The sequence below is a fragment of the Rhizobium terricola genome, assembly GCF_012927355.1.
Taxonomy (GTDB): domain Bacteria; phylum Pseudomonadota; class Alphaproteobacteria; order Rhizobiales; family Rhizobiaceae; genus Allorhizobium; species Allorhizobium terricola.
Map to the genome: position 1 here is coordinate 144,097 of NZ_JABBGK010000005.1, position 16,077 is coordinate 160,173.

Annotated in this window: 18 protein-coding genes; 14 read left to right on the forward strand and 4 right to left on the reverse strand. The window is 59.1% G+C overall.

The annotated features are described in order from the left end of the window. Positions 1-20 precede the first annotated feature (20 nt). From repC to repA, 3 genes are all read right to left on the reverse strand, one after another. Complete coding sequence (repC, locus tag HHL25_RS19485) at positions 21-1,265, reverse strand: plasmid replication protein RepC (RefSeq protein ID WP_148658740.1); 1,245 nt, start codon at positions 1,263-1,265, stop codon at positions 21-23. Positions 1,266-1,421: 156 nt separating this feature from the next. Next, entirely contained in the window at positions 1,422-2,417 is a 996-nt protein-coding gene (repB, locus tag HHL25_RS19490) for a plasmid partitioning protein RepB (RefSeq protein ID WP_169594753.1), read from the reverse strand. An 84-nt stretch (positions 2,418-2,501) separates the two neighbouring features. Continuing rightward, on the reverse strand, positions 2,502-3,692 hold the full coding sequence (repA, locus tag HHL25_RS19495; RefSeq protein WP_169594756.1) for a plasmid partitioning protein RepA: 1,191 nt from the start codon (positions 3,690-3,692) through the stop codon (positions 2,502-2,504). A 390-nt stretch (positions 3,693-4,082) separates the two neighbouring features. Between repA and traI the strand changes: the two genes are divergently transcribed. From traI to HHL25_RS19565, 14 genes are all read left to right on the forward strand, one after another. Continuing rightward, positions 4,083-4,706, forward strand: coding sequence for an acyl-homoserine-lactone synthase (gene traI, locus HHL25_RS19500; protein ID WP_169594758.1), 624 nt, complete (start codon positions 4,083-4,085; stop codon positions 4,704-4,706). A gap of 12 nt (positions 4,707-4,718) precedes the next feature. Beyond that, the gene (trbB, locus tag HHL25_RS19505; RefSeq protein WP_037094120.1) at positions 4,719-5,696 is read left to right on the forward strand and encodes a P-type conjugative transfer ATPase TrbB; all 978 of its coding nucleotides are present in this window, start codon (positions 4,719-4,721) and stop codon (positions 5,694-5,696) included. Further along, positions 5,686-6,069: a TrbC/VirB2 family protein gene (locus HHL25_RS19510; protein WP_037094119.1), complete on the forward strand. Its 384-nt coding sequence runs from the start codon at positions 5,686-5,688 to the stop codon at positions 6,067-6,069. The genes trbB and HHL25_RS19510 overlap by 11 nt, the downstream gene beginning before the upstream one ends. Next, positions 6,062-6,361: a conjugal transfer protein TrbD gene (locus HHL25_RS19515; protein ID WP_037094117.1), complete on the forward strand. Its 300-nt coding sequence runs from the start codon at positions 6,062-6,064 to the stop codon at positions 6,359-6,361. The genes HHL25_RS19510 and HHL25_RS19515 overlap by 8 nt, the downstream gene beginning before the upstream one ends. Before the next feature lie 9 nt (positions 6,362-6,370). Beyond that, entirely contained in the window at positions 6,371-8,827 is a 2,457-nt protein-coding gene (locus HHL25_RS19520; RefSeq protein ID WP_169594760.1) for a conjugal transfer protein TrbE, read from the forward strand. Beyond that, positions 8,799-9,602, forward strand: a complete 804-nt coding sequence (trbJ, locus tag HHL25_RS19525) for a P-type conjugative transfer protein TrbJ (protein ID WP_148658733.1) — start codon at positions 8,799-8,801, stop codon at positions 9,600-9,602. Before HHL25_RS19520 ends, trbJ begins: the two co-directional genes overlap by 29 nt. Continuing rightward, positions 9,596-9,772, forward strand: a complete 177-nt coding sequence (trbK, locus tag HHL25_RS19530; protein ID WP_113134573.1) for an entry exclusion protein TrbK — start codon at positions 9,596-9,598, stop codon at positions 9,770-9,772. Before trbJ ends, trbK begins: the two co-directional genes overlap by 7 nt. 4 nt (positions 9,773-9,776) lie before the next feature. Further along, a complete protein-coding gene (gene trbL, locus HHL25_RS19535; RefSeq protein ID WP_113134574.1) occupies positions 9,777-10,958 on the forward strand; it encodes a P-type conjugative transfer protein TrbL in 1,182 nt (393 codons plus the stop codon). A gap of 21 nt (positions 10,959-10,979) precedes the next feature. Next, positions 10,980-11,642 carry a conjugal transfer protein TrbF gene (locus HHL25_RS19540; RefSeq protein WP_113134575.1) on the forward strand — a complete coding sequence of 221 codons (663 nt, stop codon included), beginning with the start codon at positions 10,980-10,982 and terminating at the stop codon, positions 11,640-11,642. A gap of 17 nt (positions 11,643-11,659) precedes the next feature. Beyond that, positions 11,660-12,472, forward strand: a complete 813-nt coding sequence (gene trbG, locus HHL25_RS19545; RefSeq protein WP_169594762.1) for a P-type conjugative transfer protein TrbG — start codon at positions 11,660-11,662, stop codon at positions 12,470-12,472. Between the two features lie 3 nt (positions 12,473-12,475). Then, positions 12,476-12,913, forward strand: a complete 438-nt coding sequence (gene trbH, locus HHL25_RS19550; RefSeq protein WP_169594765.1) for a conjugal transfer protein TrbH — start codon at positions 12,476-12,478, stop codon at positions 12,911-12,913. 12 nt (positions 12,914-12,925) lie between these two features. After that, positions 12,926-14,227, forward strand: coding sequence for an IncP-type conjugal transfer protein TrbI (gene trbI / locus HHL25_RS19555; RefSeq protein ID WP_169594767.1), 1,302 nt, complete (start codon positions 12,926-12,928; stop codon positions 14,225-14,227). Between the two features lie 97 nt (positions 14,228-14,324). Then, on the forward strand, positions 14,325-14,546 hold the full coding sequence (locus HHL25_RS19560) for a hypothetical protein (protein WP_143150183.1): 222 nt from the start codon (positions 14,325-14,327) through the stop codon (positions 14,544-14,546). A 385-nt stretch (positions 14,547-14,931) separates the two neighbouring features. Further along, entirely contained in the window at positions 14,932-15,645 is a 714-nt protein-coding gene (locus HHL25_RS19565; RefSeq protein ID WP_169594769.1) for an autoinducer binding domain-containing protein, read from the forward strand. Here HHL25_RS19565 and HHL25_RS19570 read toward each other — a convergent pair. Further along, positions 15,638-15,955: a transcriptional repressor TraM gene (locus tag HHL25_RS19570; RefSeq protein WP_148658729.1), complete on the reverse strand. Its 318-nt coding sequence runs from the start codon at positions 15,953-15,955 to the stop codon at positions 15,638-15,640. The two genes, HHL25_RS19565 and HHL25_RS19570, sit on opposite strands and share 8 nt — an antisense overlap. Between the last annotated feature and the right edge of the window lie 122 nt (positions 15,956-16,077).

The following is a 16,077-nucleotide window of genomic DNA, read 5'->3' on the forward strand; positions in this document are numbered from 1 at the left end:
CCATTAACAGGTTTCCCGCACTAGGCTGTCTTGCGCGCAGATTCCGCATTGACCTTGAGAAGAGCCATCAACATTGGCCCAAGTGAAAACTCTCCTCGCTCTGAGCGGCGCGTCAGATCCCGAAGATAACCGCCTGCCGACGTTATGAAATTCGATCGCTCCAGAATGCAGGCCACAGCCACCGCGGCATTTTCTGGCCCCATGGCATTGCACGCCTTCTCGTAGGCAGAGGGGCTGACGCCGAGCATCGAGCGCACAACGACTGCCGCCTTCATGAGGTCGCGCCAATTTTCAATTCGTCCGCCGGGACCATAATCCGCTATCTGCGGGCAGGCCCGGAGAACCATTCCAAGCGGGAAAGCCTTGATTGGCTCAGGCTTCGCCTTCTCCCGCTCGATCGGCGCACTCTTGGTTTCTGGCTTGCCTCCGAGGCCTCCGCCCTGCTCTTCTCTAGAGCTAGGTTCAAGTTCATTGATGGATTCGGTGTTTGAATTCTGTATGTGCCGCTCATAGAGGTTGGCATTGCCATGCATATTTTCGGGTTTTAGCTGCATTTCCAGGATGTTGAGTATCTCTGCCCGAAGAAGCTGCATCTCGTCGAGCGCCCGATCTATCTGGGCCAGGTTCGGGTGACGAGGGAGCCTTCCAAGGATGGCGACGTAGAGCTCCTCAACCTGCCCCCAGTTTCCAGAGGCGCCCTCTTCGACAGCCGCGGAAAGAAGCTTGCGAACGTCGCGCCGGCAGATCGTGAGAGCTTCCTTTGCCCGACGAAAGCGTGTGCGCTCTGCAGCAACGTCCTGCGCAATGGCGGCAAGTTCGCCGGCGCGAGCCAAGAGAGGAGTGAGGTCGAATCCGTAGGCCTGTTCCACGTCACCGTCACGGTTGCGGTGCGCGTATCGCTTCCCGTTGGGGCTATCGCGGCGCGAGATGAGGCCTGCCTCAACGAGGGCCGCAAGTTGCCGCCGAAGTGTGCTTTCGGTGATCCCGTGAGCGCGAACCGATAGCTGCGCATTGGACGGGAAAACAACAAGGCCCTGCCTCGGGTTCAGCTCCCCGTGGGGATAGAAGGTCAGGAGCGCATCGAGAACGGCCAAGGCCCGATCCTGAAGGCCAAAACGTTCTCGCGCCTCGCAGACGTCGCGAAACACCTTCCACTTCTCAATGCGAGCATTTTGATCCGAACTGTCTACTGCCATCTGGGTTCGTACCAGGGCGAGCGACATCGGCCGCCGCCCAAAGGGCGTCGTCACATGTCCTGTCTGCATTTTTCTTTCACCTTGCTTCAGGCAAAGAAAATCCGCTCACCAAATCGGCGCCAAGACTCTTGACTGTGATTCCGGGAAATGCGATTCTCGATCCTGCTAGAGATGACGAGAGAGGCTTCCACGGTTCGCCGTTTGGGGGCCTTTTTCTTTTGCGGTTCAGTCTCCGTTTGTTTCAGTTTTCGATCCTTTGTACTCCTCGTACAAACGACCCATCTGTGAAGACAGCCATTCGCTGAACGGCCTGGCTTCAACATTGGTAAGCTCGATGGCAACCTTCTTTGCCTTCGAATTCATCACCACGTTCAACGCGCGATCGGCCGAGGTCCAGTCCCGGACAGGCACTTCAGCCTTCGGCTTCTTGGCGGCTGACTTGGCCTTGTATCGCCTCAGGTGATCATGGAGTTTGTCGAAGCGGTCGCCTTCAGGGAGCGCCTGAAAGTCGGCGGACCCGACGTGCTCAATCGCAACTTTGGACAGGGCAGGGGCAAGGACAAGCTGGCGGAGGCTCAGCCACCGGTCACGCCCTATCTTCTTGGACGCACCCAAGGCCGTGATAACTGATGCCGGCACTGCCTCGACGACCGCGAGCATCTTTGAGAGCATCGCTTCATCGATGGCAAGCGAGGAGCGAACGGTTTCCTTGGTCATGCCTGAGGCAATCAGGTTCTGGGCGAAGTAGGCGCGTTCTATGAACGACAGATTCGAGCGGGCCGCGTTTTCCTGGCCCTGTACGATGGCCGATGTGGTGTCGTCGAGCTGCTTGACGATTGCCTTGACTGGAACTCCAAGCTCGCGCGCGACCCTGAGGCGACGATGGCCGAACACGACCATATATCGCTTGGCGTCTGTCGAACTCGGACGAACCAGAATAGGCGTCGTCTGACCTGATCCCCTGATCGCCTGGAGCAGCTCCTGAAACTCTTCCCCATCGTCCGACAGACGGTCGGCAACGAAGGAATCATCGATCAGCCGCGGATCAAGATCGACGATCACCTCGCCTTCCATGAGCTTCTTAGTGTTCTCGGCCATGTCCTCGATGGAGCGTACGACCGTCTTGGCGGCTCCCGTCATGCCGTAGCCGGGCTTCGTCGGAGTCTGGTTTGCCGCGATGGATGCCATATCCAGCTTGGCAAACGGATTTTCACGCGACATAACTACCCTCCAAACCTGCTGTCAACGCCAACAAGCTGTTGAAGACGTTTAGCAAAACGTAAAAAAAAACGGCTGACAACCCCTTCATTTTCGCCCCCAGACGCCGTGAATGAGCTCGACGATCTCCGCATTGGCTGCGTTCAGGCTATCGATGGCCCGGTCGTAGGTCGCTCTAACGAACTCTCCCCGCTCGACCTCATACAAAGTCTGCTTCTTGATCGACGCATCGGAAATCGCTGTTGATTTCAGGACGTGGTTTTTCAGCATCTGCTGCGCGAACATTGACTGCATGAAGCCGACCATTTGGGCCTGCGGTATGTCCGTGGGCTCGAATCGCGTGATCAAGTACCGAAACCACTGGACACGCATTTCAGCACCGGCCTCGGCGACAGGCCCCATGATCCCGCCGAGCATCATCAGAAACTGGCTCATCGACATGATGTCCAGCATCTGCGGATGAATGGTGATGAGTATCCCCGTCGATGCCATGAGTGCAGTGATCGTCAGGTAACCGAGCTGGGGGGGGCAGTCGATGACGACCACGTCATACTTGTCATCGACTTCTTTCAGGGCGCTGGCGATACGCATGTAGAACAGTCGACCGTCCTCACCCCTCTTAGAAGAGATCGCGAGCGGAACGTCATACTCATATTCCTGGAGTACCAGGTTGGCTGGGATCACATCCAGCCCCGGAATGTTAGTCGGTTGGATCACATCGCCAATCGACTTACGCTCGTCATCGAAGCGAAGAGCCTCATACAGAGACGCTGTGTCATCGAGCTCCGGCTGAATCCCGAAGAGGGAGGTAAGGGAAGCCTGCGGATCAAGATCAATCGCGAGCACGCGATGGCCGGTAAGGGCAAGATATTGCGCCAGATGCGCGGCAGTCGTGGTCTTGCCGCTTCCACCTTTGAAGTTGACGACCGACACAACCTGCATCGCGTCGCCATCTCTTCGCTTGGGCACATAGTATCTCTTGTCCGACTTCTTGTTGGACTCAAGATACTCACGTAGTTCCAGCATCTGATGAGCCGTGTAGTATCGCCGTCCACCGATCGATTCTATTTCTGGTCCCTTGCCATCGGCGTGGAGCTGCCTGAGATGGGTTTGGGTTACTCCCATGAAATCAGCGACTTCCGAAAGCTGGAACTTGCGCAGTCCCTTGCGGGCATCCGGTGGGTACTGTTGGCTGCGCAGCATGTGCAACGCACTTGAGATCTTCGCCCCTTGCTGGGCGATCTCGACATCAAATCGGTTCGGCAACATATTGCTCATTTTGCGAACTATTTCCGAGAAGAAGACAATTTCGAAAAAATGGCTCTATGGCCAAAATTTTCGCAACTATCTCCCGATTCCCGCCGAGCCGCAAGGGATTTAAGGTTAACGAAAGATTAAAGCAACGGCCGTGAAAAGGGACGACCTCGTACTCTTTTCCCTTTGTTTTCACGCATATAGCGCGATGGACGGCATCCTTGTTCTAGGTTTGTTTTACTGTGAATCCTACAATCCGACCTGCAGTCACGCGCTCGGAAATGGCATTCCGACAACCTCTGAGTTCGTGCAACACCCGCGACTCAGCCCAATCGACCTTGTAGGATCCTACAACTACCGCCCGAATCCATTCCGTGTTGATTTCCCCGCCGACCAACGACGACGGAGAAATTCATGCAGATTCTCGCGATTTCCCAGCCGCGAAATGTTTACGAAGCTCAGCTCCTCCACCGCCATCATCAGCTACGTGCGCGCGTTTTCGCCGAACGCTTGGGCTGGGAGGTTGACGTTATCGACGGTCAAGAGGCGGACGCCTTTGACGCTCTTATGCCGACCTACATCCTCGCGATCTCCGACAGTGGCGCCGTGACCGGTTGCGCGAGGCTACTGCCTGCTGTTGGCGCGACGATGGTGACGAGCATCTTTCCGACGCTGCTTCCGGATGGCCAGCTGAATGCACACGCCGCGATGATCGAGAGCTCCCGCTTCTGCGTCGATACGACCCTCGGGGAGGGCAGGGGAGACGGCTCGATCCATGACGCAACCCTGACCATGTTCGCGGGCATCATCGAGTGGTGCATGGCGAATGGCTACACGGAGATTGTCACGGTAACCGACCTCCGGTTCGAGCGGATCCTCGCGCGCGTCGGCTGGCGCCTGCAGCGGCTGGCAGAGCCGAGGAAGATCGGGGTGACCATGGCTGTCGCTGGGATCCTTCCCGCGAATGCCGACACATTCCAACGGCTCCGGCCTGCCAACTACCGTTCCGAACTCAGCACTGTCAGCCAAGCAGCGTAAGGAAGAAACGCGGTGAACCAGCTTCGCTCTCATCCTCGACTTGTCCGCAAACTCCAAGAGGCGCTCGGCGATCAGCTTTGCGTCGCGTTGGACGACTCAACGGTCGTCGAAATCATGCTCAATCCGGATGGAAAGCTCTTTATCGAACGGCTCGGCCACGGCGTGGCGCCGGCGGGTGAGATGTCCTCCGCGGCCGCCGAAATGGTGATCGGAACGGTGGCGCACGCGCTCCAGTCCGAGGTCGATACCGAACAGCCAATCATCTCCGGCGAGTTGCCGATCGGTGGTCACCGCTTCGAAGGATTGTTGCCGCCGGTCGTCGCCAAGCCAGCCTTCACCATTCGCCGTCGTGCCTCGCGCCTGATCCCGCTCGACGACTACGTGCGCTCCGGCGTGATGACCGAACACCAGGCCTCGACCATCCGCAGCGCGATTTCAGCGCGGCTCAACATCATCATCTCCGGGGGCACCGGATCGGGCAAGACGACGCTCGCGAACGCCGTCATCGATGAAATCGTCAAGTCTGCCCCGGACGACCGCCTCGTCATCCTGGAAGACACCGCCGAGATCCAGTGCGCCGCCGAAAACGCCGTTCTTCTCCATACCAGCGATACCGTCGACATGGCGCGGCTCCTCAAGAGTACCATGCGCCTGCGTCCGGACCGGATCGTGGTCGGCGAGGTCCGCGACGGCGCTGCGCTCACGTTGCTGAAAGCATGGAACACGGGCCATCCCGGAGGGGTGGCCACCATCCATTCCAACACCGCAATGTCGGCGCTACGCCGCCTCGAGCAGCTAACCGCCGAAGCCAGCCAGCAGCCGATGCATGAAGTGATCGGGGAAGCGGTCGATCTCGTCGTCTCGATCGAGCGGACCCCACGTGGGCGGCGTGTTCGCGACGTCATCCAGGTCGAGCGCTTTGCGGGCGGCCAATACGAAATCGAATCCGACCAGCTTACGGAAGAACAGGAGGCGCGCCATGTCGCGTAGAAACGCATTCATCGCCGTCACACTCCTTGCGGCACCCATCGCTCTTGCCTCAGTCTCGCCGGCGCTCGCCAGTTCCGGCGGCAGTCTTCCCTGGGAAGGGCCACTGCAGCAGATCCAGGAATCGATCACCGGACCAGTCGCCGGCGCCATTGCGCTTGCAGCCGTCGCGATCGCCGGCGGCATGCTAATCTTCGGCGGCGAACTGAACGATTTCGCGCGGCGGCTCATGTACATCGTGCTCGTCGCTGGCATCCTGCTTGGCGCCACCAACATCGTCGGTCTTTTTGGCGCGACCGGTGCCTCGATCGGACTGCCCGACGAGCAGACCACCTCAATCAATCAAAGCGGGGAAGGGGAGGGGGCTCATGGCTGAGTCTCTGTCTGGCCTGCAACGCAACCGCATTCATCGGGCGCTGTCGCGTCCGAACCTGCTGATGGGCGCGGACCGGGAGTTGGTGCTGATCACCGGTCTTGCTGCAGTCATCCTCATCTTCGTCGTTCTGACGATCTATTCCGCGCTCTTCGGCGTTGCCGTCTGGATCGTCGTCGTCGGCCTCCTGAGAATGATGGCAAAGGCGGACCCGCTGATGCGACAGGTCTATATCCGCCATGTCTCGTACAAGCATTACTACAAGGCGACCTCCTCGCCATGGCGCCGGTATTGAGGGCAAGCCATGGTTGCTCTGAAACGCTTCCGGGCCACCGGCCCATCCTTTGCGGATCTCGTCCCCTATGCCGGCCTCGTCGACAATGGCGTCCTTCTGTTGAAAGACGGAAGCCTGATGGCCGGCTGGTATTTTGCCGGGCCGGACTCGGAGAGCGCCACGGACCTCGAGCGCAACGAACTGTCGCGGCAGATCAATACGATCCTGTCACGGCTCGGGAGCGGCTGGATGATCCAGGTCGAAGCCGTTCGCATCCCGACATTCGACTATCCGTCCGACGATCGCTGCCACTTTCCCGATGCCGTCACGCGCGCGATCGACGCCGAGCGGCGGGCGCATTTCGGGCGCGAGCAGGGGCATTTCGAGAGCAAGCACGCGCTCGTCCTCACATATCAGCCACTCGAATCCAAGAAGACAGCGCTCAGCAAATACATTTATTCGGACGAGGAGAGCCGCAAGAAGACCTATGCGGACACGGTCCTCTTCATCTTCAAGAACGCCATCCGGGAGATCGAGCAGTATTTTGCCAACACCCTGTCAATCCGGCGCATGGAGACACGCGAGGTCGCCGAGAGGAGAGGGGAGCGGCTCGCCCGCTATGACGAACTGCTGCAATTCGTTCGCTTCTGCATCACCGGCGAAAACCATCCCATCAGATTGCCGGATGCCCCAATGTATCTCGACTGGATTGCGACGGCGGAGCTCGAACATGGTCTGACGCCAAAGGTCGAGAATCGTTTTCTCGCGGTTGTAGCGATCGACGGTCTGCCGGCCGAAAGCTGGCCGGGGATTCTCAACAGCCTGGACCTGATGCCGCTCACCTATCGCTGGTCATCGCGCTTCATCTTCCTCGACGCGGAAGAGGCACGGCAGAAACTCGAACGCACCCGCAAAAAATGGCAGCAGAAGGTCCGGCCATTCTTCGATCAGCTCTTCCAGACGCAAAGCCGGTCGGTCGATCAGGACGCCATCACGATGGTCGCCGAGACCGAAGACGCGATCGCGCAAGCATCGTCGCAACTTGTCGCCTACGGCTATTACACGCCCGTCATCGTTCTCTTTGATCACGATCGCGAAGCGCTGCAGGAGAAGGCTGAGGCGATCCGCCGGCTGATACAGGCCGAAGGATTTGGCGCAAGGATCGAGACACTCAACGCCACCGACGCCTATCTCGGCAGCCTGCCAGGCAACTGGTACTGCAATATCCGCGAGCCGCTGATCAACACCAGCAATCTCGCCGATCTGGTCCCGCTCAACTCGGTCTGGTCGGGCAACCCGATCGCGCCATGCCCATTCTATCCGCCGAACTCGCCACCCCTCATGCAGGTGGCGAGTGGCTCGACGCCGTTCCGGCTGAACCTACATGTCGATGACGTCGGTCACACGCTGATTTTCGGGCCAACTGGCTCCGGCAAATCCACGCTTCTTGCTCTGATCGCAGCACAGTTCCGGCGCTACGAACGCGCCCAGATCTTCGCATTCGATAAGGGGAACTCGCTCCTGCCGCTGACGCTCGCCGCCGGCGGCGATCACTATGAGATTGGTGGCGACGCCCAAGAAGAGGCAAGGGCGCTGGCCTTCTGCCCACTATCGGACCTCGCGAGTGATGCGGATCGCGCCTGGGCAACGGAATGGATCGAAATGCTGGTCGCTCTTCAGGGTGTTGTCATCACCCCTGATCATCGCAACGCGATCTCTCGCCAGATCGGATTGATGGGCAGCGCGGCCGGACGGTCCCTGTCGGACTTCGTCAGCGGCGTCCAGATGCGCGAGATCAAGGACGCGCTTCATCACTACACGGTCGACGGCCCGATGGGCCAGCTTCTCGACGCGGAACAGGACGGTCTCTCGCTCGGTGCGTTCCAGACCTTCGAGATAGAGCACTTGATGAACATGGGCGAGCGCAATCTTGTGCCCGTGCTGACCTACTTGTTCCGGCGGATCGAGAAGCGTCTCGACGGTTCCCCGAGCCTGATCGTGCTAGACGAGGCCTGGCTGATGCTCGGTCATCCGGTATTCCGCAGCAAGATGCGCGAGTGGCTCAAGGTGCTGCGCAAGGCAAATTGCGCCGTTGTACTCGCCACGCAGTCGATCTCCGACGCCGAACGCTCGGGTATTATCGACGTGCTGAAAGAATCCTGCCCGACGAAAATCTGCCTGCCGAACGGTGCTGCCCGGGAGCCCGGAACGCGCGAGTTCTATGAGCGGATCGGCTTCAACGAGCGGCAGATCGAGATCGTTTCGAACGCAATCCCCAAGCGCGAATATTACGTGGTCACCCCTGAAGGCCGACGGCTGTTCGATATGGCGCTCGGCCCCGTGGCGCTGAGCTTCGTCGGCGCATCCGGCAAGGAAGACCTGAAGCGCATTCGCGCGCTCAGTTCAGAACACGGCCGCGACTGGCCGATCCACTGGCTTCAAACGAGAGGGGTTCACGATGCCGCATCGCTGCTCAACTTCGAATAGATTCGTCGTCAGTCTGGTAGCTGTAAGCGTTGCACTAAGTGCAGCCGTGCCAGCGCGTGCCGGCACCGCCACGGGTGCTGCGACCGAATGGACGCAGGTTCTCAACAATGGCGAGCTCGTCGCGCTGGTCGGGAAATCCGGCGAGCAAATCCAGAACCAGCTCACCCAGATCAGTCAGCTCGCGCAACAGATCGAAACGCAGCTCAATATCTACCAGAACCTTCTGCAGAACACGGCGACCCTTCCGTCGCATATGTGGGGGCAGGTCGAAAGCGACCTCAATCAGTTGCGCAGCATCGTCGACCAGGGCCAGGGCATTTCGTTTTCAATGGGAAATGCAGACGATGTGCTGCAGCAGCGCTTCCAGAGCTATTCAAGCCTCAGGACCAATCTCCCGAACGCCGAAAGCTTTTCCTCCAGCTACCAGACGTGGTCCGATACCAACCGGGACACGATCGCCAGCACACTGAAGGCGGCGAGCCTGACGGCCGATCAGTTCGACAGCGAGGAAGGCACGATGTCCTCTCTGCGATCGATGTCCGAGACCGCCGATGGGCAGATGAAGGCCCTCCAGGTCGGGCACGAGATCGCGGCGCAACAGGTGGCGCAGATGCAGAAGCTCCGCGGTCTCGTATCTCAGCAGATGACCATGATGGGAACCTGGCTTCAGACCGAACAAACAGACAAGGACCTGGCCCAAGCCCGGCGGGAGAAATTCTTCAGCGCGACGGCCCCGTCCACGTCCGGCGGCGAGAAAATGAAGGTGGAATGGTGAGAACGAAACTGATCCTCCTCACGATCGCAGCGTTCATGGCGGCCGGCAGCACCGGCATCTGGCTGCTCATCTCCGAAAAGCGGGCTGCCCAGGAGCGCCGCGAGCAGTTCTTCGGCACCTCGAAGAAATATCCGACTTCTGGCGGCGAAAAAATGAAGGTCGAGTGGTGAGCAGATGACGGGGATATCTTTTCGACGGTTCAGGGCAGCGATGCTGCTTGCGACCTTCTGCGCACTGGCGGCCCAGCCAGCCTTCGCCCAGGAAGGCTCAGTGCTGACCTCATTGCAGAGCCAGATCACCACGGCCGCGAAGGGGTGGGAAACCACGGTCATGGATGCGGCGAAATCGTTGTTCTGGATCCTGGCGACGATCGAAATTGGTATCGCCGCCGTCTGGCTGGCACTACAGGCCGCATCGCTCGACAGCTGGTTCGCCGAGCTTGTCCGGCGGATCATGTTCATTGGATTCTTCGCCTTCGTGTTGGCACAGGGCCCCACCTTCGCGAAGGCGGTGGTCGACAGTCTGTTCCAGATTGGCGCCGGAGGCGGCACCGCCTCACCGGCCGACGTCTTCAATGCCGGGCTCGCAGTCGCCACGAAGATGTCGGAAAAGATTCAGTTCGGTCTATTCGAAGACAATGCTCTGGCGATCTCGGCTGCGTTTGCCATGGTCGTCGTGGTCATCTCGTTCTCGCTTGTCGCAGCGATTTTCGTCTCGGTCATGGTGGAGATGTATATCGGCCTGCTCGCCGGCATGATCATGCTCGGCCTGGGAGGTTCGTCCTACACCAAGGACTTCGCCATCAGATATCTGGTCTACGCGTTCTCGGTCGGAATGAAGCTCATGGCGCTTGTGATGATCTCGCGCATCGGATCAGAAGTGCTTATCGGATTAGCAAACGAACCTGACATTGGCGACCAATTCCAGACGGCCCTCGCGATCGCCGGCATTGCGGTCGTCGTCTTCATTGTCGCTATCTACGTGCCGAACATCATGCAAGGCGTCGTCCAGGGGGCATCGGTCTCGGGCGGGATGGAAGCGATCCGCCACGGTGGCCAGGCCGCCTCCTTCGCCACCGGCGCCGGTTTCCTCGCGGCGGGTGCGGCAGGCGCGGGGTTCGCGGCAGCTCAAAGCGCACGCGCCGCGGGGTCGTCTGTCGCCGGCGCAATGCTTCGCGGGATCGGAGCAGGCATCGGATCGGCCGGACATGCGGCAGGCTCGGCCGCCAAGGAGAAGGCCATCGGTTCTCCCGGTGCCTATGCAGGATCGATCCTTGGCCTCGCCAACGCCAAGCTGGATGAGGCGCGCAGCGGTCACAGAGGACCAAAGCCATCTCCCGAACGCAAAGACCAATAGCAATCAGAAAGTGATGGATCGATGGCAGCGAACCGCGCCCCCGAAAACCCGTATCTCGCCGCACGCCAGGAATGGAATGAGCGATATGGCTCTTATGTAAAGGCCGCCGACGCATGGCGCATTGTCGGCATTCTGGGCCTTACCATGGCTGTCATCGGCTTTGGCTATTCGATGTATCTGAGCACTCAGGTCAAGCTGGTTCCCTATATTGTCCAGGTCGACAAACTGGGAACGTCGGTGACATCGGGTTTTCCCGAACAGATCGAATATGCCGATGTCCGGGTGGTGCGCGCCACGCTCGGCAATTTCGTGACCAGCTTCCGTTCGATTACGCCGGATGCGGTGGTGCAGAAACAATATATCGATCGGACCTATGCGCTGCTTCGGACCTCCGATCCGTCGACGCAGAAGATCAATGACTGGTTCCGGAGCAACTCACCGTTCGAGAAAGCGAAGTCGTCGACCGTTGCCATCGAGGTCAACAACATCGTGGCTCTCTCAAACCAGACCTATCAGATCGACTGGACCGAATACGAACGCGACCGGAAGGGCAAGGAAATCGGCACGCGCCGGTTCCGCGGCATCGCGACGGTCACGCTCACCGCACCGCAGGATGAGGCCACCATCCGCCTCAATCCGATCGGTCTCTATGTCCGGGATTTCGACTGGACAGCGCAGCTTTAAGGGCAGGGGATTTCTCAATGAACAGAACACGATTGATCGCAGCCGCCGGCTGCCTGGCCACGCTCGTCCTCGCGAGCGGCGCCGAAGCACAGAGCATGACAAACAATGAGGTGAAGGGAACGAACATCTCGAGGAAATGGCGCGGGACGCCAGGACTGGTGACGACCGGCCCCGATGGCAAGGTCGTCTTCCTCTTCGGCGAAACACAGCCGTCCGTCGTCTGCTCGCCCCTGCAGGTCTGCGATATCGAACTGCAGGGTGGCGAGATTGTCCGCGACGTTCTGGTCGGCGACACTGTCAGATGGAAAGTCGAACCGGCGACCTCGGGCGCCACGGGCGGGCAGGCAATCCATCTGATCGTCAAGCCATCGGAGCCGGGTCTCGTCACTTCGATGGTGGTCACGACATCACGCCGCACCTATCACATCCAGCTCAAGTCTCATCCGAGCCAGTATATGGCCCGCGTCGGCTTCGAGTACCCGGAGGATGTGTCGACCAAGCTCGCCGATATCTATTCCCGGCTCGAGACAGGCGGAACTCCCGGGACGGCACCCGACAAACTGAACTTCTCCTACTCGGTGAGCGGGAGCGCGCCCTGGAAGCCGAAGCGGGTCTATTCAGACGGCGTGAAAACCTACATTCAATTCTCGAAATCAGTATCGAGCCAGGATGCGCCCGTGCTTTTCGTCGTTTCAGGCGGCCAGAATCGTATCGTCAACTATCGGATGCAGCGCGACATGATGATCGTCGACTATGCGGTCGACAAGGCAATCCTCGTCTCCGGCGTCGGCTGGCGCCAGCAGAAAATTACCATTCGGCGGGGAGGCTGAACCATGCGCAAGCTTCTCATCATCATGATCACCGCCACCCTGCTTTCAGGCTGCCAGACGGCCGAGGACGGATTGACCACCAGTTCGACCCCGGTCGCCGTCACCGGCACAGCCGCAAGCGCCATCGCCGGCGACATGGCGAGCCGGCTTGCCGAGCAGATCGGTCCAGCCGCCACGACAACGCTCAAAATGGAAAAGGACTCGTCCGACTTTGCTGCGGCGCTCGAGGCGGCGCTGAAAGGATGGGGCTACACGGTCATAACCGACGGCAAGGCTGGAAAGGATGTCAAACCGGTCGAGCTCGCCTATTCGGTCGATGGCGTCGACGGTCAGGTGCTCGCACAGCTCTCGACGCCGTCCGTCGCCCTTGGGCGGGCCTATTCGACATCGGCGGCCGGCGCGACGCCGGCAAGCCCGCTCTCGATCATGCAGCGGAATTGAGGGGAGGCGAGTATGGTCCAATCGCTCCAGCTCGGCGCATCCAATCAAGCTGACGATCAGAAGGGCATGCGCCGTCTCAATCGGCTGCCGATCATCATCGCCATCGTCATCATCGCGCTGTTCGTCGGCGTGGTCGTGATCGGACTGTCGTGGCGCGGGCTCCCCTTCAATCGGAACACCGATCTCCACAGCGCTTCGAATACGCCTGCAACCAACTTCGGAGACCAACTCAAACGCGGCATCACCGACGGCATTATCGGCGAACCGGTGGAACGTGAAGCGTTTCAGCCAACGCCCGCCGACGAACGGAAGGTCGAGAAGGAAACACCTGTTGTCGAGCGCCGGCCCACGGAGAGGGAAGAACGGCGGCCGAAGCTCGAATCCGAGGAGGAATGGAAAGCCCGTCTGAAGCGCGAGCAGGATGAACAATATATCCGCGAGGCCCAACGCCAGCGCATGGCCCGGCTGCAGGCGCGGGCAACGGCTTTGGACTCACCATTGAAGGTGGATATTTCCGATGTCGAGAAGGCCGCCAACAACTCCACGGACACTGGCCGGCAGACGACGGCTGCGACGGCCAACAATGCCTCTGACCTCTACGCCGCTGCCATGAAATCCGGGCTCATGGGCCAGAACGTCGATCCGAATACCCAAACCTCGAAGGAGGATTTTTTCAATCAGGACATCAAGGATCTCGGCTATCTGCCGAACCAAGTGGTGCCGCAGATGTCGCCCTTTGAACTGAAGCGTGGCTCGGTCATTCCCGCCACCTTGATCACCGGCCTCAACTCCGACCTGCCGGGGCGCATCAGCGCACAGGTCAGCCAGAACGTCTATGACAGCGCCACCGGCTATCGGCTCCTCATCCCGCAGGGGGCCAAGCTCTTTGGTCGTTACGATTCCAATGTGTCGTTTGGCCAGGAGCGCGTCCTCGTCGTCTGGACCGACCTCATCTTTCCGAATGGATCGACCCTGCAGATCGGCGGCATGGCCGGCACGGATGCCGAAGGATATGGCGGCTTCAAGGACAAGGTCGATCGGCATCTCTGGCGCACCTGGAGCTCGGCAGCTCTTGTCGCGCTGATCGGAACCGGGATCGACATGTCGATGCCGGAGAGTTCGACGCTTGCGACGCAGGACACGGCGTCCGATGCAGCCAGACGGAATTTTGCCGAAAGCTTCGGTCGAGTCGCAGAGCAGACGATCTCGAAGAACCTGAATGTGCAGCCGACGATCCAGATCAGGCCCGGCTATAAATTTAACGTGCTCGTCGACCAGGACATCATTTTTCCGTCTGCTTACCGCAAGAACTAAAGGAAACGCCAAGCCCGCAGGAGGTGCAAATCTGCGAGTTGCGCTGGCTGTAGAAATGGTGCCGGATGGTCCTGTTCAACGCACGAAAGGATAGGCGATGACAGTAATGGATTTTGGCGATTTGCCGGATGACGACCCGGACCTTCTCGAAAACACCGCTTTGCCGAAGCAGTTTATCTCGCGCCTTCGAAAGGCGTTTTTCACCCGGCTTTCGGATTTCGACGAAATGGACGATATCCAGATGCTACGTGAACCGGGAATTAACTGGCGTATAATCAAAGCCGTCAGATCCGAGCGGGCGCGTATCGACGGCAGGTGATCTTGCGCCTTGAAAAGCGCTAGGGGGTTTTAAGTTTGGGCCTCTGCGAGTGCGAGGGCCAGGCCTATATCGCGTTGATTTCAGCAAATAGCACTTGCGTCAGAACACTGTTTCCATTGCGACTGGTTCCCTGGCCCGCGAAAACTTTTCTTGATTTGTCATCTTTTTGAGGCGGGGAGCCTTGAAAGCTCCCCCTTTATGGGTAGTGCTAACATACACGGCAAGAGGGACTGATTTGCGTTAACCCAGCACTGTCGGTTGCATAGTTATCGTCAGTTGGAAATTAGCGGGCCTGCCCGCTGCCAAATTACGATGCCCATCACCCAGCGTCTCGGCTGGCAAATAAAGGACCGCTTTACGGGTCAAGAACATAGGAGAAGCGTTCGTGGACGGAGAATTTCGCTCGCTCGTTGACATGCTGGAAGTCGCGCAAGACGAGGCCATGATCAAGGGAGCCCTCAGGCAATTCACGCGTTCCTGCGGATACGAACGGTTTGCCTATCTCGAAAAAGAAGGCGCCCAGATCAGGACATTCAACTCCTATCCCAAACCATGGGAGGGTCTTTACCTCTCGGCTGACTATTCCAGCATCGATCCCGTGGTGACGGAAGCGAAGCGCAAACGCGACGTTTTCTTCTGGACCGCGGAGGATTGGCCGGCACGCGGTTCTTCACCGCTCAGAAAGTTTCGCGACGAGGCGATCGACCACGGGATCCGCTGCGGCATGACAATCCCTGTGGAGGGTGGTTACGGTGCGTCGATGATGCTGACCTTTGCATCCTCCGAAAGAGAAGTGGACGTCCCGGCCGCTTTCGACTCGAGGAGAGCAGTCCAATTGGTGATGATGGTCCATTATCGATTGAAGATGATTGCTGCCAAAACCGCCATCAATCCAAAGCAGGTGCTCTCGCCACGCGAGATGTTGTGCTTGACGTGGGCGATGAAAGGAAAGAACACACTCGAAACTGCCGCTGTGACTGGCATCAATTCGAGGACCGTGCAGCACTACCTTGATAAAGCCCGTGCCAAGCTGGGCGCTGAATCAGTGCCGCAGCTTGTGGGAATCGCGAAAGATCGCGGGTTGCTAAGCTCTAATTAGCGTCGTCCAATGGGACGTCGGGGATGTAGCCAAGGGCGTCGATGATCTGCGACAGCTCTTCCTGCTGCGCTTCGGATTTCTTCTGACGGGCAATGTATTCGTCCTGCAGGTTTGCCAGGACATCGCTGGAAACCGAGGGGTCGCCGCTAGCACGAGTCCACTCTTCGTAGACAGCCTCATCCGCGGCGAGCAGCCGGCGGTGTTCGTGTATTGCCGACACCGCCAGTTCCTCCAACGCTTCCTTCGGCATGGAACAGAACCGCGGATCCCGCTCGCTTCTTTCGGTCTCAGAGGCGTCTGCATCGTTCATTCGTTTTTCCTCGAAACTCATTCCTTCACCACTTGAAACGATGCTCTGGTCCCGCACTGTGCGGCCGCGCTACAGACTATCATACGACCAACATTGCAAGTCAGTCGAAGAACGATTGACGC